The 19526-nt window shown below is 56.8% G+C and carries 19 protein-coding genes and 3 pseudogenes; 8 read left to right on the top strand and 14 right to left on the bottom strand.

Annotated features, from left to right (window positions below):
* Positions 1-77: 77 nt before the first annotated feature.
* Both ACX3P0_RS24255 and ACX3P0_RS24250 read right to left on the bottom strand, forming a co-directional pair.
* Positions 78-1433, bottom strand: a complete 1356-nt coding sequence (locus tag ACX3P0_RS24255; protein ID WP_459092639.1) for an IS1182 family transposase — start codon at positions 1431-1433, stop codon at positions 78-80.
* A 72-nt stretch (positions 1434-1505) separates the two neighbouring features.
* Positions 1506-1643, bottom strand: a pseudogene (locus tag ACX3P0_RS24250) (IS6 family transposase); the annotation flags it as partial.
* Between the two features lie 23 nt (positions 1644-1666).
* Between ACX3P0_RS24250 and ACX3P0_RS24245 the strand changes: the two are divergent.
* The 6 genes from ACX3P0_RS24245 (at position 1667) to ACX3P0_RS24220 (ending at position 6727) form a co-directional block, all read left to right on the top strand.
* The gene (locus ACX3P0_RS24245; RefSeq protein WP_459092637.1) at positions 1667-1948 is read left to right on the top strand and encodes a transposase; all 282 of its coding nucleotides are present in this window, start codon (positions 1667-1669) and stop codon (positions 1946-1948) included.
* Between the two features lie 222 nt (positions 1949-2170).
* A complete protein-coding gene (dctP, locus tag ACX3P0_RS24240; protein ID WP_459092635.1) occupies positions 2171-3256 on the top strand; it encodes a TRAP transporter substrate-binding protein DctP in 1086 nt (361 codons plus the stop codon).
* 179 nt (positions 3257-3435) lie between these two features.
* The gene (locus ACX3P0_RS24235) at positions 3436-3951 is read left to right on the top strand and encodes a TRAP transporter small permease (RefSeq protein ID WP_459092633.1); all 516 of its coding nucleotides are present in this window, start codon (positions 3436-3438) and stop codon (positions 3949-3951) included.
* Between the two features lie 5 nt (positions 3952-3956).
* Positions 3957-5270 carry a TRAP transporter large permease gene (locus tag ACX3P0_RS24230; protein ID WP_459092631.1) on the top strand — a complete coding sequence of 438 codons (1314 nt, stop codon included), beginning with the start codon at positions 3957-3959 and terminating at the stop codon, positions 5268-5270.
* Between the two features lie 27 nt (positions 5271-5297).
* Positions 5298-5747 (top strand): type II 3-dehydroquinate dehydratase, encoded by a 450-nt coding sequence (locus tag ACX3P0_RS24225; protein ID WP_459092629.1) that lies wholly within the window; start codon positions 5298-5300, stop codon positions 5745-5747.
* A 101-nt stretch (positions 5748-5848) separates the two neighbouring features.
* Complete coding sequence (locus tag ACX3P0_RS24220) at positions 5849-6727, top strand: NAD(P)-dependent oxidoreductase (protein WP_459092627.1); 879 nt, start codon at positions 5849-5851, stop codon at positions 6725-6727.
* 12 nt (positions 6728-6739) lie between these two features.
* On the opposite strand, the gene ACX3P0_RS24215 is transcribed toward ACX3P0_RS24220, so the two are convergent.
* Positions 6740-7744, bottom strand: a complete 1005-nt coding sequence (locus ACX3P0_RS24215; protein ID WP_459092625.1) for an NAD(P)H-quinone oxidoreductase — start codon at positions 7742-7744, stop codon at positions 6740-6742.
* The gene (gene argE, locus ACX3P0_RS24210) at positions 7741-8913 is read right to left on the bottom strand and encodes an acetylornithine deacetylase (RefSeq protein ID WP_459092623.1); all 1173 of its coding nucleotides are present in this window, start codon (positions 8911-8913) and stop codon (positions 7741-7743) included. Before argE ends, ACX3P0_RS24215 begins: the two co-directional genes overlap by 4 nt.
* 48 nt (positions 8914-8961) lie before the next feature.
* On the opposite strand from argE, the gene ACX3P0_RS24205 reads away from it, so the two are divergent.
* Positions 8962-9612, top strand: a complete 651-nt coding sequence (locus tag ACX3P0_RS24205; RefSeq protein WP_459092621.1) for a DUF1028 domain-containing protein — start codon at positions 8962-8964, stop codon at positions 9610-9612.
* A 73-nt stretch (positions 9613-9685) separates the two neighbouring features.
* Here the strand turns inward: ACX3P0_RS24205 and ACX3P0_RS24200 are convergent, their stop codons facing one another.
* From ACX3P0_RS24200 to ACX3P0_RS24180, 5 genes are all read right to left on the bottom strand, one after another.
* Complete coding sequence (locus ACX3P0_RS24200) at positions 9686-10855, bottom strand: LysR substrate-binding domain-containing protein (RefSeq protein ID WP_459092619.1); 1170 nt, start codon at positions 10853-10855, stop codon at positions 9686-9688.
* A 13-nt stretch (positions 10856-10868) separates the two neighbouring features.
* A complete protein-coding gene (locus tag ACX3P0_RS24195) occupies positions 10869-12017 on the bottom strand; it encodes an MFS transporter (protein ID WP_459092641.1) in 1149 nt (382 codons plus the stop codon).
* Positions 12018-12075: 58 nt separating this feature from the next.
* Positions 12076-12684, bottom strand: a complete 609-nt coding sequence (locus ACX3P0_RS24190) for a glutathione S-transferase (protein ID WP_459092617.1) — start codon at positions 12682-12684, stop codon at positions 12076-12078.
* 68 nt (positions 12685-12752) lie between these two features.
* Positions 12753-13925 (bottom strand): Rid family hydrolase, encoded by a 1173-nt coding sequence (locus ACX3P0_RS24185; RefSeq protein ID WP_459092615.1) that lies wholly within the window; start codon positions 13923-13925, stop codon positions 12753-12755.
* A 34-nt stretch (positions 13926-13959) separates the two neighbouring features.
* Positions 13960-15564 (bottom strand): 4-hydroxyphenylacetate 3-hydroxylase family protein, encoded by a 1605-nt coding sequence (locus ACX3P0_RS24180; RefSeq protein WP_459092613.1) that lies wholly within the window; start codon positions 15562-15564, stop codon positions 13960-13962.
* On the opposite strand from ACX3P0_RS24180, the gene ACX3P0_RS24175 reads away from it, so the two are divergent.
* Entirely contained in the window at positions 15503-16405 is a 903-nt protein-coding gene (locus tag ACX3P0_RS24175) for a LysR family transcriptional regulator (protein WP_459092611.1), read from the top strand. The genes ACX3P0_RS24180 and ACX3P0_RS24175 overlap by 62 nt on opposite strands.
* A gap of 61 nt (positions 16406-16466) precedes the next feature.
* Here the strand turns inward: ACX3P0_RS24175 and ACX3P0_RS24170 are convergent.
* From ACX3P0_RS24170 to ACX3P0_RS24150, 5 genes and pseudogenes are all read right to left on the bottom strand, one after another.
* A pseudogene (locus tag ACX3P0_RS24170) lies at positions 16467-17346 on the bottom strand (integrase core domain-containing protein).
* Positions 17347-17519: 173 nt separating this feature from the next.
* A complete protein-coding gene (locus ACX3P0_RS24165; protein WP_459092609.1) occupies positions 17520-18035 on the bottom strand; it encodes an ABC transporter substrate-binding protein in 516 nt (171 codons plus the stop codon).
* Positions 18035-18331 carry an ATP-binding cassette domain-containing protein gene (locus tag ACX3P0_RS24160; protein ID WP_459092607.1) on the bottom strand — a complete coding sequence of 99 codons (297 nt, stop codon included), beginning with the start codon at positions 18329-18331 and terminating at the stop codon, positions 18035-18037. Before ACX3P0_RS24160 ends, ACX3P0_RS24165 begins: the two co-directional genes overlap by 1 nt.
* Before the next feature lie 262 nt (positions 18332-18593).
* Positions 18594-19042: pseudogene (locus tag ACX3P0_RS24155) on the bottom strand (universal stress protein).
* Positions 19043-19157: 115 nt separating this feature from the next.
* On the bottom strand, positions 19158-19415 hold the full coding sequence (locus ACX3P0_RS24150; protein ID WP_459092605.1) for a hypothetical protein: 258 nt from the start codon (positions 19413-19415) through the stop codon (positions 19158-19160).
* Positions 19416-19526 lie beyond the last annotated feature (111 nt).

Below are 19526 nucleotides of genomic sequence, written 5' to 3'. Positions count from 1 at the left end.
GATCTGAGGCGGGAAGCGATGGCGCTTGTAGCTGATGGGCAAGTTGTTCATGCATGTGCGTCTATCGCCATGGCTCCTCACAAGCCGTTACCGTGACATCGCCCTACAGGGTCCTCGTGTGTAACGACAATCGATCGCCCATAGCGCTGGTTGCCTGAGCAACATTGGCGGCGACTGGGGCATGGCCGACAATCGGTCGGGCTGGCCAGATAACGCACCATCTTTCTTCCAGGTCGCACATGGCCATAGCGAGCGGTGAGTATCTTGCCTTCCGGACAAACGTAGCTGTCAGACGCCGTATCATACTGGAACTTGTCGGGCAGGAAAGCGTCCGTTACCCCAACACGCGCAAACCGTTGCTTGGCGCGGCCATCAGTTTCAGTCCATGGCCCAACAAGTTCAATGTCTTTCTCATGCGCGGCCAGAATGTTCGCCCGACTGGTATAACCTGCGTCCACCACCATCTGATCAGGTGACTGACCCAAGCGCTTTCCAATCTGCTCAATTGCTGGAGCAAGGTATTCGTAGTCAGGGGCCGTTTGTCCAATATCCAGACCCACGGCAATGCCATGAGCTGCATCCGTCGATATCTGGACGTTATAACTCAAGGCGTAGTGGCCATCGCCATGACGCATGATCCGCGCTTCCGGATCTGTTGAACTAACCCCGGTCTGCCGCTGGCGGGCGCGCGCATAGCCGGGGCGCTTGGCCATACTTATCTGTTGGGCATGGAGAAGCGCCTGTTCAAGCCGTTCAATGCGTTCGCGCCCAGCCCGTTCGCGTGCAGCGGTCTGCCGGACTGTTGCTTCCCCGTTACGAGGATCTCCCATCGAAGCGACATAATCTCGTGCGGCGGCCAGATGCTTGACGATCTGCGCTTCCTGCTTGAAAGAGCCTGGCCCCGCCTGCGCAGTGATTTTCGTACCATCATGCATGACGGTCTGCAGAGAGATCAGACCCTCTGTGCTTAGCACGGCGAGTACTTGGGTGAACATTTCATCAAGAGCTTCGCGATGGGCAAGGCGAAAGTCGGACAGGGTATGGTGATTGATGACAAGGAGCCCCATCAACCAGCGAAAGCCCGGATCGTGTTCACAGCGACGCTCCACCTCACGGGCAGATCCGATACCGCGGCTGTAAGAGTAAATCCATAAGCTCACCAGAAGCCGCGGATCATAGGCGGGTCGCCCGGCAACACCTTCAAGCGAGCCAATCCCTGCCGCAAAGGCAGACAGATCAAGTTGGCCAACCAATTCCCAGATCGCCCGAGCAGGATGATCTTCTTCCACCAGCCGTTCAACATCCAGCATCTCCCAACAAAGCTGCCGACGATCCGCTTGCACCAGTCGAACTGGCCTGCTTCGCGATTGAGTTATATGACCGTTAGATGCTGCGGCAACATTCACTGATGCTTTCGGATCGATGCGATTCATCCCCAAATCCCCCCGGAAACACTTCCAGAACCATAGCATATTTCAGGTCCAAACAGGATTTTTTCACAGGTCGTGGATTGTCGAATGGTCGATGCTGATGCCGCGCTCAGCCATCATCTCCTTCATATCCCGTAGGGTCAAGCCATAGGCCAGATACCAGCGAATGCACAGCAAGATCACCGATCGGTCGAAATGTCGGTCTTTGAACATGAAACGATCTCGAGAAAACGGAGATGTCCTCATGCCAGCCGACCATTACCGAAGAGTTTGCAACAACCCGCGACGAAGCTGAACCACTGGCGCGCCTTGAAGCCTGGAACCAACCGATCCACCGTATTCGGGGCCGGATCGAGACGATTTTCGGCACGTGGAAACGAAGCTACGGCCTTCGCCGAATGCGATGGCGAGAGCTTGCCAAGGCAGGCGTTCAAATTCATCTCACCGCTATCGCCTACAATATGAAACGCAGTTTGAAGATCATCGCTAGGCTGGATAGCGGGAAAAGACCACCCTAACTCTCACAGGGGAGCGTCACAAGCCACAGCCGACGACGTTGCGCTGATCTCTTTGCACCCTTTAACCTCGAAGCCAAAAAGCTCAAACAAAATCAACGCAGGATGCTTACCGCGCACAGGTCTCATTAGACGCGGGCACCAAACGTTGGAATCAACCCACCAGGGCGCATTCGGAAATGTTCGGACGACTGGCGTTTGCATCGAAACTTTTGATTCATTGCCTTGAAACAAAATATTTTCTTTAATCGGTTCTTAGCACCACATTATTTTGAATCTTTCACCAAAACAAATAAAGGGGAAATATCGATGAATCGATCGTGGAAGATATCTGCTCTTGGAGCATGCCTCGTGACCGGCTTGGCCACTTTTGGCACTGCGCACGCAGAAGATGTTACGCTCAGAATGGTCGGAGCTTGGGCTCCTTCAGTTTCTCCGATAGCTGAGATCGGCCATCAGTTCATAGAGGTGGTCGACCGTCTTTCGGAAGGGCACATCAAGATTCAATATATAGGCGCGGCGGATGTGCTTTCGCCGCTTGACCAACCTGAAGCTCTCGTCAACGGCGTTTTTGACGTGTGGTACGGGGCGCCGAACTACTGGGCCGGTATCGTCCCCGGCGGCTACATTACCGAGCTTTCCATGAAGGACATCCCTGACGGTGGCGTTGATTCCGATCTCTTTGCATTCATGGTCAAGATGTATGCCGAGCACGGTGTCCGCTATTTGGGTCATTTTGCTGGCACCCCGGGCGCTGGATCGCATTTCCTGATCACGCAGAAAGAGGTAACTAGTCTCGAAGACCTCAGCGGAATTAAGTTGCGCGTGCCGCCACTCGCACGCCCCTTTGCCCAAGCAGTGAAGGCTGAAACGATCACCTTGCCACCGTCGGAAATCTTCCTAGCCGTCGATCGAGGAGTGGTCGACGGGTTCACTTGGCCTATCTCTGACGGTTTCACGAATTATGGTTGGCAGAGTATCAGCAAGTATGTGATCAATCAGCCGATGTACCGCTCCGGACTTGGCATCGACATGAATCTCAGCAAGTGGGATAGCCTGACGTCCGACCAGCAGGCGATCATGCTTAAGGCCGTTACCGAGACACAGGAGTGGGCTAAGGCGCGAGTTGGCAAGATGCAGGACGACCAGCTTTCGAAGATCAAAGAAGCCGGTATGCAGGTCATCGAGATAACAGATGAGGAAAAAGACGAGTGGACCAGAATTGCCAATGAGTCTCTATGGGCTTATCTGCAGGGTATAATACCTACAGATAAGTTCTCGGAAGCCAAGAGACTATTGAGCTCGCAATAAATAGGAATTGCGCCGCCTTTCCCGATAAGGCGGCGCAATCCTCTGTGCGAAATCACACGTTCCGCAAGGCCTCTCGGATTCCGAGGGGTGATGTCGAGAACGTAGCGATGAATCGACCTATTTAAGAGTGGGCGAACTTTCTTTCGCTCCCCATTGAACCCTCACTTAGGCAGTCTCTCATGAACAAGGTCGAACGCTCATTCGATTTCATGCTCGACTTTTTTGCAGGGGTCGCATCGGTGTTACTGGTAGTGATGATGCTCGCGACCGTTCTGAAGGTGGTATTCAGGGCATTGTTTAACCACGGCATCCTCGGCATCGATCAGGTCAGCGGAACGATGATGGTTTACATCACCTTCCTTGGGGCCGCATGGGTCCTGCGTCGCGACGGCCATGTCTCGGTCGATATCGTCACCGCCAATCTGCGCCCGCAGGTTCGGAACGTGGTTATGTCTGTGAGTTCGCTGATCGGCGCGGTCGTGTGTTTCGTGCTCGCCTGGTTCGGAACGTCGGCCGTCTTGCTCTCGCTACAGCGCGGCGTCGTCGTCGCCGCCGAGCTCGACATCCCACGAGCCGTAAATCTCTGGGTGATCCCTGTGGGGTGCCTACTTCTCGGTATTGAATTCCTGCGGCGCGCAGTGCGTTTCTACAAAGGCGAAGTCGTGATTTCTGACACCCCGCGCCTGGAGACCTGAGCATTATGATCTGGTGGCAATTCCTTTTGCTTTTCTTCATCGGCCTCGGTTTCTTGATGGTCATCGGCCTGCCGGTCGCCATCGCCTTTCTGCTGGTCAACCTAGTGGGCGTCTTCTACCTCTGGGGCGGCGTCTCCGGTTTCAACCAGTTGATCCTAAGCATCGACAGCTCGATCTCTACATTCGTGCTGGTACCGGTGCCGATGTTCATCCTGATGGGTGCGATCATGTTCCATTCGGGCATTGCCCTGCGGATGATTGAGGTGCTGGATCAGTGGCTTGGCTTCGTCGCCGGTCGGCTTTCGGTGCTGGCCATCGGTGCAGGCGCGCTTCTTGGAACGCTGACCGGGATGGCGATGGGCTCGGTTGCCATTCTCGGCTCGACACTTACGCCGGAGATGGAAAAGCGCGGCTATGGTAAGGCGATGTCGATCGGTCCGATCCTAGCCAGCGGTGGCCTGGCCATCCTCATCCCGCCGAGCACGCTGGCGATCATCCTGGCTAGCCTAGGCGGGTTCTCGGTGGCTAAGATCCTGATTGGCATCATTGTACCGGGCCTCCTGCTGGCGGTATTATGCATCGGCTACATCGTCATCCGCGCCACTTTGCGCCCGCATGAGGCACCCGTCTATGAGGTGCCCAACGTGCCGTTAGGGCAACGTCTCCGCGATGCAGCCATCTATCTTGTGCCGCCGATCTCCGTCGTATTCATGATTATCGGGCTGATCTTCTACGGCACCGCCACGCCGACGGAAGCCGCCGCGATCGGGACCTTTCTGACCTTTGTGCTGGCCATCCTCTACCGCAAGCTCAATTGGGAGGTGCTCGTCAAAGGCGTAGGCTCCGCAATGCAGCTATCTGTTATGGTCCTGATCATCCTTACGGGCTCGGCTGCCTTCAGCCAGTTGGTCAGCTTCTCTGGGGCGACCAGCGCAATTACCCACCTGGCAAGCGATCTGCCCGTGCATCCGCTGGTGCTGCTCATCCTGATGCAACTGCTCGTCATATTCCTGGGCATGTTCATCGAGCAGACGTCGATCGTTCTAGTCACAATCCCGATCTTCCTGCCGATCGTCCATCAGATGGACTGGGATCCAATCTGGTTCGGGATCATCATGATGGTGAACCTCGAGATGGCGACGATCACCCCCCCATTCGGCCTGTCGCTCTTCGTCATGAAGGGGGTCGCGCCGAAGAACACAACCATGGGTGATATATACCGCGCCGCTGCACCCTACATCGCCATCAATATATTCTTGATGGGACTGATTATCGCTATGCCGGACCTTGTCCTCTGGTTACCGAATCTTATGAAATAAGTGCACACGAAAATCAGGAGCCATTACATGACGGCGAGGAAGAACGTATTCTTTCTGAACGGCCCGAATGCAAATCTCTATGGTCTGGATACGTCAGGCCAGTATGGGGGTGAAAGCTTCCCGGCGATCCAGGCGCGTTGCGAGCAACATGCGATAGCGGCCTCGATCGACCTGGAATTCAGACAAACAAACCACGAAGGTGTTTTAGTCGACTGGATTCAGGAGGCGCGCCAGAAGGCAAATGCGCTCATCATAAATGCTGCTGGCCTGACTTATACCTCGATCTCTGTCCTTGATGCGCTACTGGCCCTTCAGAAGCCCATTGTTGAGGTACACATGAGCAATATCTGGAAGCGGGAACCGTTCCGGCATCACTCCTACGTCTCGCGAGCCGCCAGTGCAGTGATTGCCGGCTTGGGTCCTACGGGTTATCTTATGGCCATCGACGCAGCCTCTCACCTGATCAGAGAAGAGTAATTAAGGATGGTCTTTGCAGGTGTGGGGTTTAATAAGATATGTCAATAAAGAGTGTCGCTGTATTTTATAGTGACTGTGATGATTTTGCTACCTGGAAGGGTTTGATCGAGGCGGCTTGTCCCGATGTGGAACTTTGCACCGATGATCAGGTCCATGATGCAACCAATGTGAAATTCGCGTTGGTCTGGCAGGCGCCGGCGAATTTCTTTTCGCGATTTCCGAATATCGAACTGGTGGTCAACCTTGGGGCAGGGGTGGATTCGCTTGTCTCGCGCCCCGACCTTCCGGCGGGCGTTTCGATCACGCGCCTTGGCGATCAGGGCATGGCTGCCTTGATGGCGAGCTATGTCGTCTACGGGGTTACCCGATACGCACGTGACTTCCCAGCGATGGAGCGTGCCCAGCGGGAAAAGCGCTGGCAGTACATTCACCCTAGGCCGCTGCATACGATCACGGTCGGCTTGCTCGGTCTTGGTACGCTTGGGGCTGCGGCTGCGGATGCTTTGACTGGGCTCGGACTTCAGGTGCGGGCATGGACACGCAGTCCCCGCGAGAAAGAAGGCGTCTCGGTTTATTCCGGAAGAGAGCAACTCGACGGCTTCCTAGGGGGCTTGGATATGCTGGTGGTCATGTTGCCGCTGACGTCGCAGACCCGTGGACTGATCGGAGAACGGGAACTGGCCGCACTGCCACGGGGTGCCCGCGTCATAAATGTTTCCAGGGGCGCAGTGATTAAGGAAACAGCACTTGTGGAGGCACTTCGCACCGGACACGTTGCAGCGGCAATGCTGGACGTCTTCGAAGTCGAGCCTTTGCCACAGGAACATCCCCTCTGGGATATGCCCAACGTCACGATCACAGCTCATCTGGCAAGCATTGCAGTGCCAGAGAAAGCCGCGCAAGACGTTGCGGCTGAAATGTCGCGCGTGCTCAGGGGGCTTCCGCCATTGCTCCAGGTCAATACAGCCTTCGGGTATTGATACGGCCTCGCGTCAGGGAGGCATTTTCAGGAGAACCTTTCCGATATGCGAGGATGCCTCCAGCATTAAATGAGCCGCTGCCGCTTCGGCAAGCGGCAGTACCTTATGTATCATTGGCCGAACAACTCCCCGTCCAATCAGGGGCCACGCGTGCTTTTCGATTGCGCGGGCGATCCGTGCTTTCTCGTCGTTCGTCTTCGGGCGCAGGGAAGAAGCGGTTAGCCTGAGGCCCTTGGCCATGATGATTGCAAGATCGATCGGCACGACGGAACCTTGCATGAACGAGATGCTGACATGTCTGCCGTTTGTACCCAGGGCAGAGAGATTGCGGGCCAAATAGGGACCTCCGACGATATCCAGCACCACGTCGATGCCACGCCCACCTGTTTCTTCCTGAGCGACCGCGACGAAGTCTTCGCGTTTGTAGACAATTGGGCGGTCGCAGCCGATGGAGCGGATCGCCTCGGCTTTGTCTTGCGAGCCGACAGTCGCCAGAACCCTCGCACCGGTAGCGCGGGCGAGCTGAATGGCGATCGTTCCAACTCCGCTTGCGCCGCCGTGGATCAATACCGTTTCGCCGGGCCGAAGATCTGCCAGTTCATACAGATTGTGCCAGACGGTAAACAGCGATTCCGGCAAGCCGCCAGCCTCCTGCATCGACAGAGAGGCGGGGACGGGAAGGCAAAGACGGCCATCTGCCACTGCATATTCGGCGTAACCGCCGCCAGGTAACAAGGCAGCGACCTTCTGGCCAATCAGCGACGCGTCGGCCTCCGCTCCGACTTCGATGACTTCCCCCGATACCTCGAGACCGAGAATTGGAGAGTCTCCAGGAGGCGCAGGGAATTTACCCTCTCGTTGCATGAGGTCGGGACGGCACACACCTGCGAAATCGACCTTTATCAGGACTTTCTGGTGCTGCGGGGTCGGAATAGGCACGGTTTTCAAGCGAAGTACATCCGCTCCGCCGGGAACTTCCACCATTATGGCTTGCATCGTATCCGGAAGTTTGTTCATCGCCGCAACGCCTCCCAACCCTTTGACGCAAGCTGAGCAATCCGCTCCATCATCCGAGCCGCACTTTCCAGTTCATCAATGCCAATCCATTCGTCCGGCTTGTGAGCGCGCGAGATGTGGCCAGGGCCACAAACCACCGTCGGAATGCCTGCGGCCTGGAATAATCCAGCTTCTGTACCGAAGCTGACGATTTCCGGCACGGCATTCGAGCCAGCAAGCCGTGTCGCCATGCGAACAGCCTCGTCCCGCGCATCTATGGCCAGCCCGGGATAGGCTGCCGTGGCATGGACAACGATATCGGCTTCCTCTGCGCAACCCTGAAGCTCCCGCCGGATTTCTGCTACGCGGTCTTCGATGCGGTCGAGCACCGACTCCACCGCCGTTTCCGGGACAGAACGGATCTCAAAGGCAACCTCCGCCCGGTCCGGAATCAGATTTAGCGCGGTTCCGCTGTGCAGGCACCCTATGTGAAGGGTGCTCCAGGGCGGATCAAAAGGCTCGCTGGACTTTTGCGTCTTCAGTTCTTTTGCAATCTCATCCAGGGCTACCGCGATTTTTGCCGCCGCGACTGCGGCGTTCGCGCCCTTATGGGGGAGGGAGGAGTGCCCGCCCTTGCCTCGGATCTCGATGCGTCTGGCAACCTTTCCCTTGTGCCCACGCACCACTATCATGCTGGTCGGCTCGCCCACGATGCAGAGGTGCTGGCGTCCAGCCAGCGAGGCAACTTGCCTGACCAGCGGTGGAGCGCCTTTGCAACCGAGTTCCTCGTCGTAAGATAGCGCGATGTGGATCGGTAATGCCGTGGCGGCGCTGGCGAATTTTTTGGCATGCGCGACGGCGACGGCGACGAACCCTTTCATGTCGGTTGCACCCCGCCCGTATATCCGGCCGTTCCTGAAAGTGGCGTCAAACGGGTCGCTAGACCATTGCTGCCCGTCAACGGGCACCACATCGGTGTGGCCGGAGAGGACGACTCCGGGGCGGTCTATCGGGCCGAAACTTGCGAGTATAGAGGCCTTGTTTTCCACCGAATCTGGAATTATTCGAATATTTTTTGTATACCGACCAAGGTAATTCGATATATAATTAACAGCACTCATATTGCTAAGAGAGCTAACTGTATTAAAAGATATTAAATTGTTCAAAACATCTTGAATTTCTTTAGTCATTTTGGTAATCCTACAAAAAAATTTGTACATACCTCAGGAGGAGTAAGTATGACCTTTTCAATCGCGGGGCGATGCAGCCGAACTAATGCCTTTGGAGTTGCAATCTCTTCCTCATCCATCTGTGTAGCGAGCCGTTGCGCCTGGGTCGGCCCTCTCGGCGCGGTCTTGACCCAGAACCTTACGGATCCCGCCCTGGGGCCGGCCGGGCAAAGTCTGTTACGGCAAGGGCTGGGCGCCAAGGCGGTAATGTCTCTTTTGCTCGGAGGAACGTCCGGGGCGGAATACCGGCAGATCGGTGTTGTTGACCGTTACGGCAACAGCGCCATGCATACCGGCTCTGACGCTTTGCCGAAGTCCGCACAGGCGACGGGGCAGGATTGTTTCGCTTTCGGCAATTTGCTTGCTTCCCCTCATACACCCCAGAAAATGGTAGATCGCTTCATCGCTAGCGCGAATGAGGACCTTGGCGAACGGCTTCTCAAGGCCCTCGAAGCAGGCCTTGCGGAAGGTGGCGAGGTGGAGGACGAACATTCTGCCGGCCTCCATGTAGCTCGCTTCTACGACTGGCCGGTTGTCGATTTGCGTGTCGATTGGCATGATACACCGATAGCTGAGTTGAGGTCGCTTTGGAGTCGGTATGCTCCGCAGCAGGTCGCTTACGAAAGCCGAGCCCGCAATCCGCAGACTGTGCCGTTCTGACAATAGCCCGCCCTTGGCGCCGGTATGCTGGACACCGGGCTTGTACCCTATGCTGAAGGCCGCCGGCGCCATGTCACTGACCCATTTCAAAGGCTCGGAAGTACCGGCGGCACTCATCTGCAAAGAGATGGGCTGCCTTTCCTAGAGTGGGGGACTTGCGGTAGACGAGAGCGATATGGCTTGACGGTGTCTCCTCGGTAATCGGCTTCGTTACCAAGGCTTTTCCGTCATAGCTCATGTTGGATGCAGGTTTTGTGCCCAGCAGGCCATAGCCAAGCCCATTGCCAACCATCCCCCTAACCATTTCGAACGATCCGGTCTGCATCCAGACATTGGGGGTCAGCCCATGTTGAGCAAAAAGGGAAAGGAAGTAATCCCCGCTGGGAGGTGTCTGCAGCAGGATCAGAGGCTCCTTGGCAAGGTCCGCCAGTGCAATCGTCGGCTGCGAGGCCAATGCATGCGCCTCCGGAAGCAGCGCATAAGGCTCGATCTCGCCCAATCGCTCCACTTCCAAATCCTGTGACACGCCCATGTCATAGACAATGGCGATATCGATCTCGCCCTGTCGCAACTGATCCATGAGGGTCTCCTGATCCCCTTCCGTGAGGTCGAGGCTGACAGGCTGATCCCCGGCATAAATACGCGACATCACCTGCGGGATCACATACGGGCCAAATGTGTGAAAGGAGCCGAGCCGCAGCTTATCCGACAGCATCTCGGCCGGAGCGGGCTTGCTCGCGCGCAGCCGCGCTGGTCTACCGTAAGCTCTGTCGGCATAAATCAGAGCTGAGCCCATATTGGAAGTAGTGACGTTTTCGACGCCACCAAAGAAAACGTGATGCGTCTCCACCCGGCGGCTGGAAATGAGCCGACAGTCGAAGGCTACAAGGCAATCGGCCACCCTCGGTACGCCCGATTCCCCAGTAATCCACTCCGTGCAACTGAACTTGTCCCCTCCTTCCACCGGAAGGCGGCCGGCGAAACTATCGGAGATGAATGACTGGTTTTCCCGCAGAACATTTACGCAGAATACCCCATTTTCAAGGATAAATTTTGCGACGGAACTGAGGTGGTGGACACAAACAAGAAGTGTCGGCATAGGGCCGTCGGCGGCAACGGAGGCCATTGCCGAGACCGTTACCCCGGCACGGCCCGCCGGTCCATCAGTCGTGACCACGCTGACGGTGCAGGCGGCATGGCTCATTCCCTCGATGAACTGTTCCCGCAGTTGTTGTAGCGTCATTGTTGCCTCTTTCTCACGCTGTGTAAGAGCGATTGTTTGTTTTCCGGTAGAGTCGCAACGCCGTTACGAAGCCCAGCGTCGATAAGGTCATGAAATAGGCAAAGCCTCTTTCCCATCCGAGCGTTTCCACCCACCAGCCGAACAGCGCTGGTCCGGCCAATTGTCCGACATTGCTTCCCTGCAGGTACAGGCCAACGACTACTATTGTGAGACTTGCATCTGGGGCTAGTCTTGGGGAGGAGGATAGAATACTTGCAGGTAGGATGCCGCCGATCATCAGCCACAACACCGACATCACGGTGACTTGGAGCAATGTTGCCGGGCCGTTCAGGAAGCCTAGCGGTAAAATGGCAAGTGCGACGAAGGCGCAACAGGTGGGCAGCCAGAAGGGAATGCCTCGCCGCAGCAGCAAGCCGGTCAACACATTGCCGACCCCATTTGCGGCAACGGCGCCTGCAGAAATCAGGCCAACCAGTGCAACGCTTATACCCAGTTCCGATGTAAGCATGGAAGGCAGGAAGCCGACTAGGGCGAAATACTGGACAGTGTAAAAGGCATAGAGCATTGTCGCGAGGACACAGGCTCTATTGGAGAAGACCTGTCTTACAGCCTTCCATCTCGATACTGTCTGGCTGCCTGTGCCGGGACGGTGCGGAACGAAAACCCGGGTCATCGCCATGCAAGCAAGGGCAGCTAGTGCGTTCAGGCCCCAAACCGCCCGCCAGCCGATGCTGTCCAGGAACGGCGCGGTAAGCATCATCAGCGCGATGCCCGCAGGCATATAGGCCGCCCAGATACTGATGATGAGGTTACGATTGCTTTCGTCGCTCAGGCGCGAGATCAGCGCGGGTATCACCACCGCGATAATCAGAAAGCCGGATCCCTCAATCAGCCTTGACACGAGCAGAAGGGGCAGCCCTTCGGCGACCATTCCCAGACCGCTGCCGATGGCAATCAGGCCAAGGCCCGTAATGACCATGTCACGGGGCGGGCGGGCACGCACCGACAAGCTGAACTGCAGCGCACACACCGCGCCCAGCGTTGCATAAGCGCCGAGAATCCAGCCGATTTCTAGAAGATTGAAACCTAGTTCCCGCTGCAGTAGCGGCGTGGCGATGGCTACCTTGCCGACCTGCATTGCAGCCACCACGCCAACACACATCAAAGTGGCAATCGCGATGGGTGTTCCGGTAATCGCTGTTCCTTGGGGCCTTGCCATTTTACATAGGCGGCAAGGTCGAAAGCATCGAGGGTCGTTGCAGGAACATCTCGTACCAGGCCTTTGCGAGGGGGCGCCCGTTCCGCCAGTTGAAATCGGGAAAACGGAAGTCAAGATAACCGAAGGCACAGGCAAGGGTGATCGTACCGATATCCACCCGATCACCAAACCCCTTTGCCTTCGTCTCGATCAAGTCTGCGCCGGACCGGACCTTTGCCAGTTGGCTTTCTATCCACACCTGCCAGACTTTCTCCTCGGGCCGGGTCACCACCTCGTAGCGTGCGAGCATGGAAGCATCGAGCATACCGTTACCCAAAGATTGGAGAGTCAGGGCCTCCCAACGCTTTTCGCCTTCGTTGGGGATGATGTCGCCTGAACATTGGCTGTTGAGGTATTCGCAGATGACGGCACTGTCATAGATGACGCTGCCGTCATCGGTGATCAGCAACGGTATCTTTCCCAGTGGGTTTAGCTCCACCACATCCGTAACACGGTCGATCGGGTGCGCGCCGCTTACTCTTTGTTCAATGCGGTCGGCAATTCCGAGTTCGTGGGCAACGACCATCACCTTACGGACGAATGGCGATGTCTGCGCGTAAAACAGTTTCATCTTGTCCCGATTTCCTTGTTGGCTTTACTTCAACCCTTTGTTGCTACATGCCGACGAAGAGCGCGTTATCAGGAAGAGTTTTTGCGAATGGCAAATATATCCACTTCCATCAGAAGCTTGGGCGCGGCCAATCCCTTGACGACCACCGCCGAGAAGGCGGGCTTTATGTCTTTCAGATATCGGGCAAGGACAACGCGGCTGGGCTCCAGATAAGCGGGGTCGGTGACAAACAGCGTGGCCTTGGCCACATCGTTCAGGTCCGCGCCCACGTCCGCCAGCAGGGCGACCACATTTTCCATGGCCTGTTCACTCTGCACAGCCACGTCCGCCTGCTCATGCAGGATACCCTCCAGGTTCATGCCGGTCTGGCCGCGTAGGAACACTCTGTCACCCGCTAGGATGGACATGCAGAAGCCGCAATCCAGCTTCTGCGTCAACTGACCATAAAGCGTGTTGCCGGTCTGGTACTTGCGGTTGCGTTGATGCTTGGCCCCATTCCCGGCCTGGACCAGTACGTCGATGCTGAAAAGCGCACCCGGACGGCAAAGGCCCTGGACAATAAGGCCGGTCGAGACGGGATAAATGGCCCCGAGGCGGCGACCGATTTGAGGATATGCCCCTTCACGATAGTAGCGGTCGGGCAGGTGTACCGTGATCTTGCACACGTCCTCCACGCTTGCACCAACGGCCTCGAGCGCTTCGGAAAGGCGGCTCATGGCGAGTTCCGCCTGGGCAGCGGCGTCGGCGAGACTTCGCCTTGTCATATTGTCCGCAAGGCCGTCGATCGCCGACAAAAAGACCTCGTTTCCGATCCGCGAAACGGTAACAGCCCCGACGGTGCGGGGGAATGAGACTTGCTTTTCTTCGCCGCTCGCTCTGACGGCGTCGAAATCGATCTGCACGCTCGCTTCGGGATCGGAAAGCCCATTGGCGATAAAGAGGGTGAGACCGGGAAGCCCACGGGGAAAATACTGCTTCAACGCCGAAAGAACCGACTCGCGGTCGGCTCCCTCGACAATGTTGACGATCATCTTACGGATGTCGCGTAACGTTGCGTTCGCTCTATCCAGCAAGATCTCGGCCTTGCGGACGATGGCTGAAACTTGCGCGGCGGCATCGCCGGCATCTGCTGCCGTAAGCGATTGCAGAAAGAGGCGTCCATCGACGTCCACAATCTCGGAGAAGGGATCTCCTGTCAGTTTATTTGCCGCAGATGCCCCGCCGGCAGCTTGACTGCTCATGCCTGGTTTCCTCGTGAAGTGGTCTGCTAGGGGTTCAGATGACGGCGTCGCTAAGGCGGGCCGCCTTGCGTACGAAGTCCAGTGGCCCGGAGAAATCGAACGCGTTGTAGACCGATGCGAGATGGTTGAAATGCGGCGCCTGTGCAAACTGGATGAAAGTAAGCCTGTGGCCGGCATAATCCGAGTTCAGGAGATCGCGCGCGAAGGCGAGCAGTTTGCGCCTGTCTTCGGCAGACCACTTGTCGTTCAAGGTGTAGAACTTGTTCAACAGATCCCGTGTCGTCGCGGACTTGAAGGATGCGGCGTCCGGCGTGATGCAGATCTGTCCGCCGCACAGCTCGCGGGCGATGTGCATCATCTGGTTCAGATTGGAGCAGGCAAAGACCCGTCCGGCATAGAGCAGCGATTGGTTAGGCATCAGAAGACCACCGGGGCTCTTCTCTGCAAGGGCAATCGATGCGGTCAGGTGGGCATTGATCCCTTCGCGGTAGCACACCAGATCGGCCAGTTTCTCGCGGACTGCCTGCAACCTGTCGAGGCCGGTTTGCTTGGCGTTCCAAAGTGCCGCACCAATCATCATATCGGCGACATACAGAATACGCAGGACGAACGGATAGGCTGCATAGCGGTGCAGCGTGCCGCGGATATATTGTGCCGCGCGGGTATGACGATAGAAGAACACATCCTCCCAAGGGATCAGCACGTTGTCGAGTATGACGAGAAAGTCGACCTCGTCGAATGAATTGGACAGCGGGTAGTCGTCCTTTGGGGCGCGGCCGGCAAAGCCGGTGCGAGCTATGTGGCGTACACCGGGTGCCCCCATGCGCACGATCCCGCCCAATGCATAATCAGAAAGCTTTTCATCGGTCCAGGCGCCTACGGTCGGCTTGACGAAAGCCTGGTCGGCATATCCGGAAGCCGTCTCGTATTTCGCTCCGCGAATGACGATGCCGGCATCTGTTTCCTTGACCACGTGCACCATCATATCCGGGTCCTGATCCTGCGGGCGCTTCGAGCGGTCACCCTTGGGGTCGGTGTTGGCGGAAACGTGGAAGATGTCGTCGCTGATGACGCGCTGGATGTGATTGGTGATGTTGTCGGCAAAGCGCGGATCGATCTCGGCAAGCACCTCGCGCCCATCGTAAAGCGACCACATCTCGCCGACCGTCTCATCCCCGACGCGGGTTACTACACCACCAACGTCCTTCAAAACGGTATCGACTGCGCTCGTCTTGTCGTGCCAATCCTGCTGTGTCCGAGGCAGACGGTTGAAGATCGAGTTACGCTCTCCGCTTTCTTCATAGGAGAGGGCGTCGGCCGACGCAGCCTCATGCTGCATATCGAACATGCGGGCGCGGATATCAACGATGGGCTTGGTCATAGGATGCTTGGTGATATCCTTCACCAACTCTCCATCGATCCAGATTTCCCGCCCGTCCCGAATGCCCTCACGATAGGCCTTTCCCGTTCTGATCATACCTGCACCTTTTAATGACGTCCATTTGATGTCTGCATCCTGACCCATTTGCCTAGAACGTAAAAATATTATATTCTGGCAATGTAGATCGGAATTTTTAATGATGTTTTCTCTGAAGCCGTTGAAATATGTGGTCGCTGCCGCCGACTGTGGGAACGTCACCAAAGCGGCTCGGATGCTCAATATCTCACAGCCGTCCATTTCCACAGCTATCTCGGATTTGGAGGCGCAGCTGGGTGTCCAGCTTTTTGTTCGGTTTCATGCGCGTGGCATTGCGCTGACGCCGGCTGGCGAAAGCATCATTGGCGAAGCTCGTCTGCTATTGAAGCAGTCGCAGGATGTCTTTCGAAGGGCGCAGGAATGGGGAACCGAACTCACCGGAGAGATTTCGGTCGGATGTTTCGAAACGTTGGCTGCTCGATACATGCCTGCGCTTCTGAAGCGCTTCTTAAACAAGCACAAAAATGTTAAAGTTAATCTGATAGAGGGAAATCAAGAGGGGGTTCTCTCGCTGCTAATGTCGGGAAAGACCGAGATCAGCGTAACGTATCAGCTTGATCTGCCTGATAATGTGATAGCCAAAAAACTAATTGATTTGCCTCCGAAAGCGCTGGTTTCATCAGAGCATCCATTGGCAAATCGAGGAACAATTTCCTTAAAAGAGCTAGCCGACGAGCCTTTGATCCTTCTGGATCTGCCGCACTCACGGGATTATTTCCTTGATCTCTTTCGGAAGGTACAGGTTACTCCCCGCATAGCATATCGCTGTCGTTCCCAAGAACTTGTTCGCGGGTTGGTGGCGCATGGGCAGGGCTATACTATCTACAACGCGTCGCCCGTGAGCGACGCGACCTATGATGGTGGCCGGGTTCAAATGTTGCAGCTTGAAGAAGCACTGCCGGGTAGCGCTGTGGTCAGGCTACACTTGCGTGACTTTGCAATGCGTCCAGCAGTGAAGGCTTTTGATGCGTTTTTGCAACAGGCATTTGAACCTTCTGGATAGAGAGGTGGCTCGGTTTGTTTGGACAGTTTCGCGCGATTTCTAAGTGGAGTGTCTGCCGGTTTCACGCCGCTGCGAGAAGCGGTTGGTTGAAGTAAGCCTGATCGGGTGTCTTGCGGTCAAGCGATGAGTGCGGGCGTCGGCTATTGTAGAACGTCAGGTATCGCCAGATGGAGGCGCGGGCGTCGCTGACGGAACCATATGCCCACAGATAGACCTCCTCGTATTTGACCGAGCGCCAGAGGCGTTCGACAAACACATTGTCCCGCCAAGCGCCCCTGCCGTTCATGCTGATCGCAATCTTCACCGCCAGCTTGCGCAGCAGATAGGGATAGATTTTGTGCCCCGGCGCCGGCTTTGAAGTGTTCGGCCGTCGGTAGATCGCCTCGATCGCCATCTTCTTCATCAGCGTCGACACGTGCAGCCGACCGACCTTGATGCATTCGGCGCCAAGCAGGTCACGCAACATCCAGCTGCCCGCGAACGGGAAGTCCATGTGCAACTCGTCGATCCGTCGCATGATGGCGAGATCGACCGATGAGGTCGACCTTGGCAGAGAATAGACGCTGCCCCGGCTGATACCCAACTCCCGCGCCTGTCGTGCCACCGGCAGTGCGTGCGAACGGTCGATCATCGTTTTGCGCTCGGCAACAGTCCCGCCTTGCCGAGCGCCGCGGACAAAAAATCGTCACCAACGTCAACTCGCCGATCTTGGCGTGCAGCGTCTTCACGTCGATCGCCGGCTCCGCTGGTTCAGTATGGCCACCCGATCCGAAAACCCCCGCAGCCCCTTCCAGCAAATGCGAGCGCCAGGTCGTGATCTGGTTGGGGTGAACGTCGAACTGCTGCGCCAGTTCCGACAGCGTCGTCTCGCCCTTCACGGCCGCCAGAGCCACCTTCGCCTTGAATGCCGGACTGTGGTTCCGGCGTGTTCGTTTCGTCATCTGATCTCCTGTTCGGCGGCCATGCTGGCCCCCTTCAGGCAGAAACTCCACTTAGCTTGCTGCACAAATTTGCCGAGCCACCTCTGCTGAGCTTGGCTTGCCAACAATCGAAGAGGGCCGACCGTGCGATCGGCTTCTTTTTCAACGGTTGCGAGAGACGGTTCCCTTCCGCCTTATTTGCATGATCCGAGCGCCGGGGGCATCCGGTCTTCAACGGGCGGCAAATAGGCCGTTGTAAAGACTTCGTCTATCGACGGCACGTCCTTGATGTCGAATGCCTTTGCGGTTTCTTCCATTGAGTCTTCAAGCCGTTTCGTATCGATCGTGCTCAAGCCCTTCTCCTTGAACTCGGGCGTGAGCGTCAGGTTCTCGAGGCCCATGGTCAGCCGGACGCACTCGGTCCCAAGATTTGCGAGCGAATCGCGGGACGTGATTGCCTTCACCGATTCCTGAGGCTTGGCGATCGCATCCTTCAACGAGTTGTTGATTGCCCGAACGGCCGCAGCGACCGTCTTGGGGTTCTTCTGGGCGAATTCGGGGCGAACAATGATGGCCGTCCCGTATTGCTTCACCCCAAAATCATTGTACCGGAGAGCCACTATCTTCTCGAAGGGGACACCAAGATCCACCACGCTCATCAAACTTGAGGTGGTGAAGCCGGCCACGGCATCCACTTCACCACGAACCATCATCGGCTCGCGAAGCTGAACTGCTGAAAGATAATGCCGACAGCGCTTCGCCTGAGCCTTGCGCGGCCCTGGTCATTAAGCCCGGTGACCTCCTGCCCATCGAGCAGGACGCGCCCGCCGTCGGCAGCGTCCAGACCTGCCACGAGGTGCAGCAACGTGCTCTTGCCCGAGCCGGATTCGCCGGTCAGCGCCAGCGTCATGCCGGCGTCGAGCGAGAGCGTCACGCCGCGCAGAACGGGCACCGGGCCTTCCGGGCCAGGATAGGATTTCTGCAAATCTTCAATCGAAAGCAACATGCACCACAGCTATCGTCTGTGGCGGACGGGGGAAAGCCCGCATAGGGGGTCACCACGGAAAATGGCTACTGGCTTGGCAATTCATGACTTTCCATCTTAATGCGGTGGTCGTCAGCAGCGATTTCGTGGCCGGTTTGAACGATCTCTTGACGAGGCGGAAATCTCGAGCGTGTAGAGGCAGCTTACGGCTCGATCTACCTGCAACGCGCGATGCGTAAGCCAGCGCCGTTAACGCCGTCCGCTCGGTCATATTGTTCCATTGCTATTTGACGACGAGCACCGGGATTTTCGTGAGTGCGAGGACCTCGGAAGTCTGACTGCCCAGCAGAGCTCTTTTGATACCCCTGCGACCATGGGAGGCCATGACGATCAGGTCGCATCCACGCGCTTCTGCGGTGCTGACGATTGCAATCGCTGGCAGCGCATCGGGAATATAGATGACGATGGCGTCGACACCCATCTTCTCAGCCGAGGCCTTTGCCGCAGAAAGGATACCGTCCGCGAGTTTCCTTCGGCTGTCGTCGTACCTGGCGAATCCGAAGACGAACCCACCCAACTCTCCACCATTCCGACAGACGGTATCGCCATCGGCTGGGTCGCCGTAATGATGGTTACCTTGCTGCCGAGAGCTTTCGCCAACGACAACCCCTGATCAACGCCGTGCTGCGCAAGTTCAGAACCGTCCGTCGAGATGAGGATATGGGTGTACACGGCGCACCTTTATGTTCTGCAGGCCGTCGTCACAGTATCCGCTGGCACTTCCCCAAACAAGAGAGCGGCGTGAGCGAAACGCAGTGCGAACGCGGATCGCTCTGCGCTTTCCGGGTTATCGTTTCGACCACAGCCGTGACAGCCACTGAGTGGCGGTCGTCGCACGTGTACGGTTGTAGGCATCCGCCGCCTTTTTTATCGCTTCAGACTGGGTGGGATAAGGATGAATGACGCGAGCCAATGTGCGCAGGCCGACCCCTGCGACCATTGCCAAAGTAATCTCACTGATCATTTCACCGGCATGGCTGGCGACGATCGTAGCGCCGAGAATTCGATCCGTCCGCTCCCTGACGTGTATTTTTACGAAACCCACTTCCTCGTGACCTTGTTGCAGGGATCGGAATTTGATCGAAGAGCGCCCTACCGGTGACCTTGTTCATGCCCCGCGTTCAAACTCGGCACGGCCGAGCTTGGTCATTCGGTT

It is taken from the genome of Mesorhizobium sp. A556, assembly GCF_054489545.1.
This window is presented reverse-complemented; position numbering and strand designations above follow the sequence as displayed.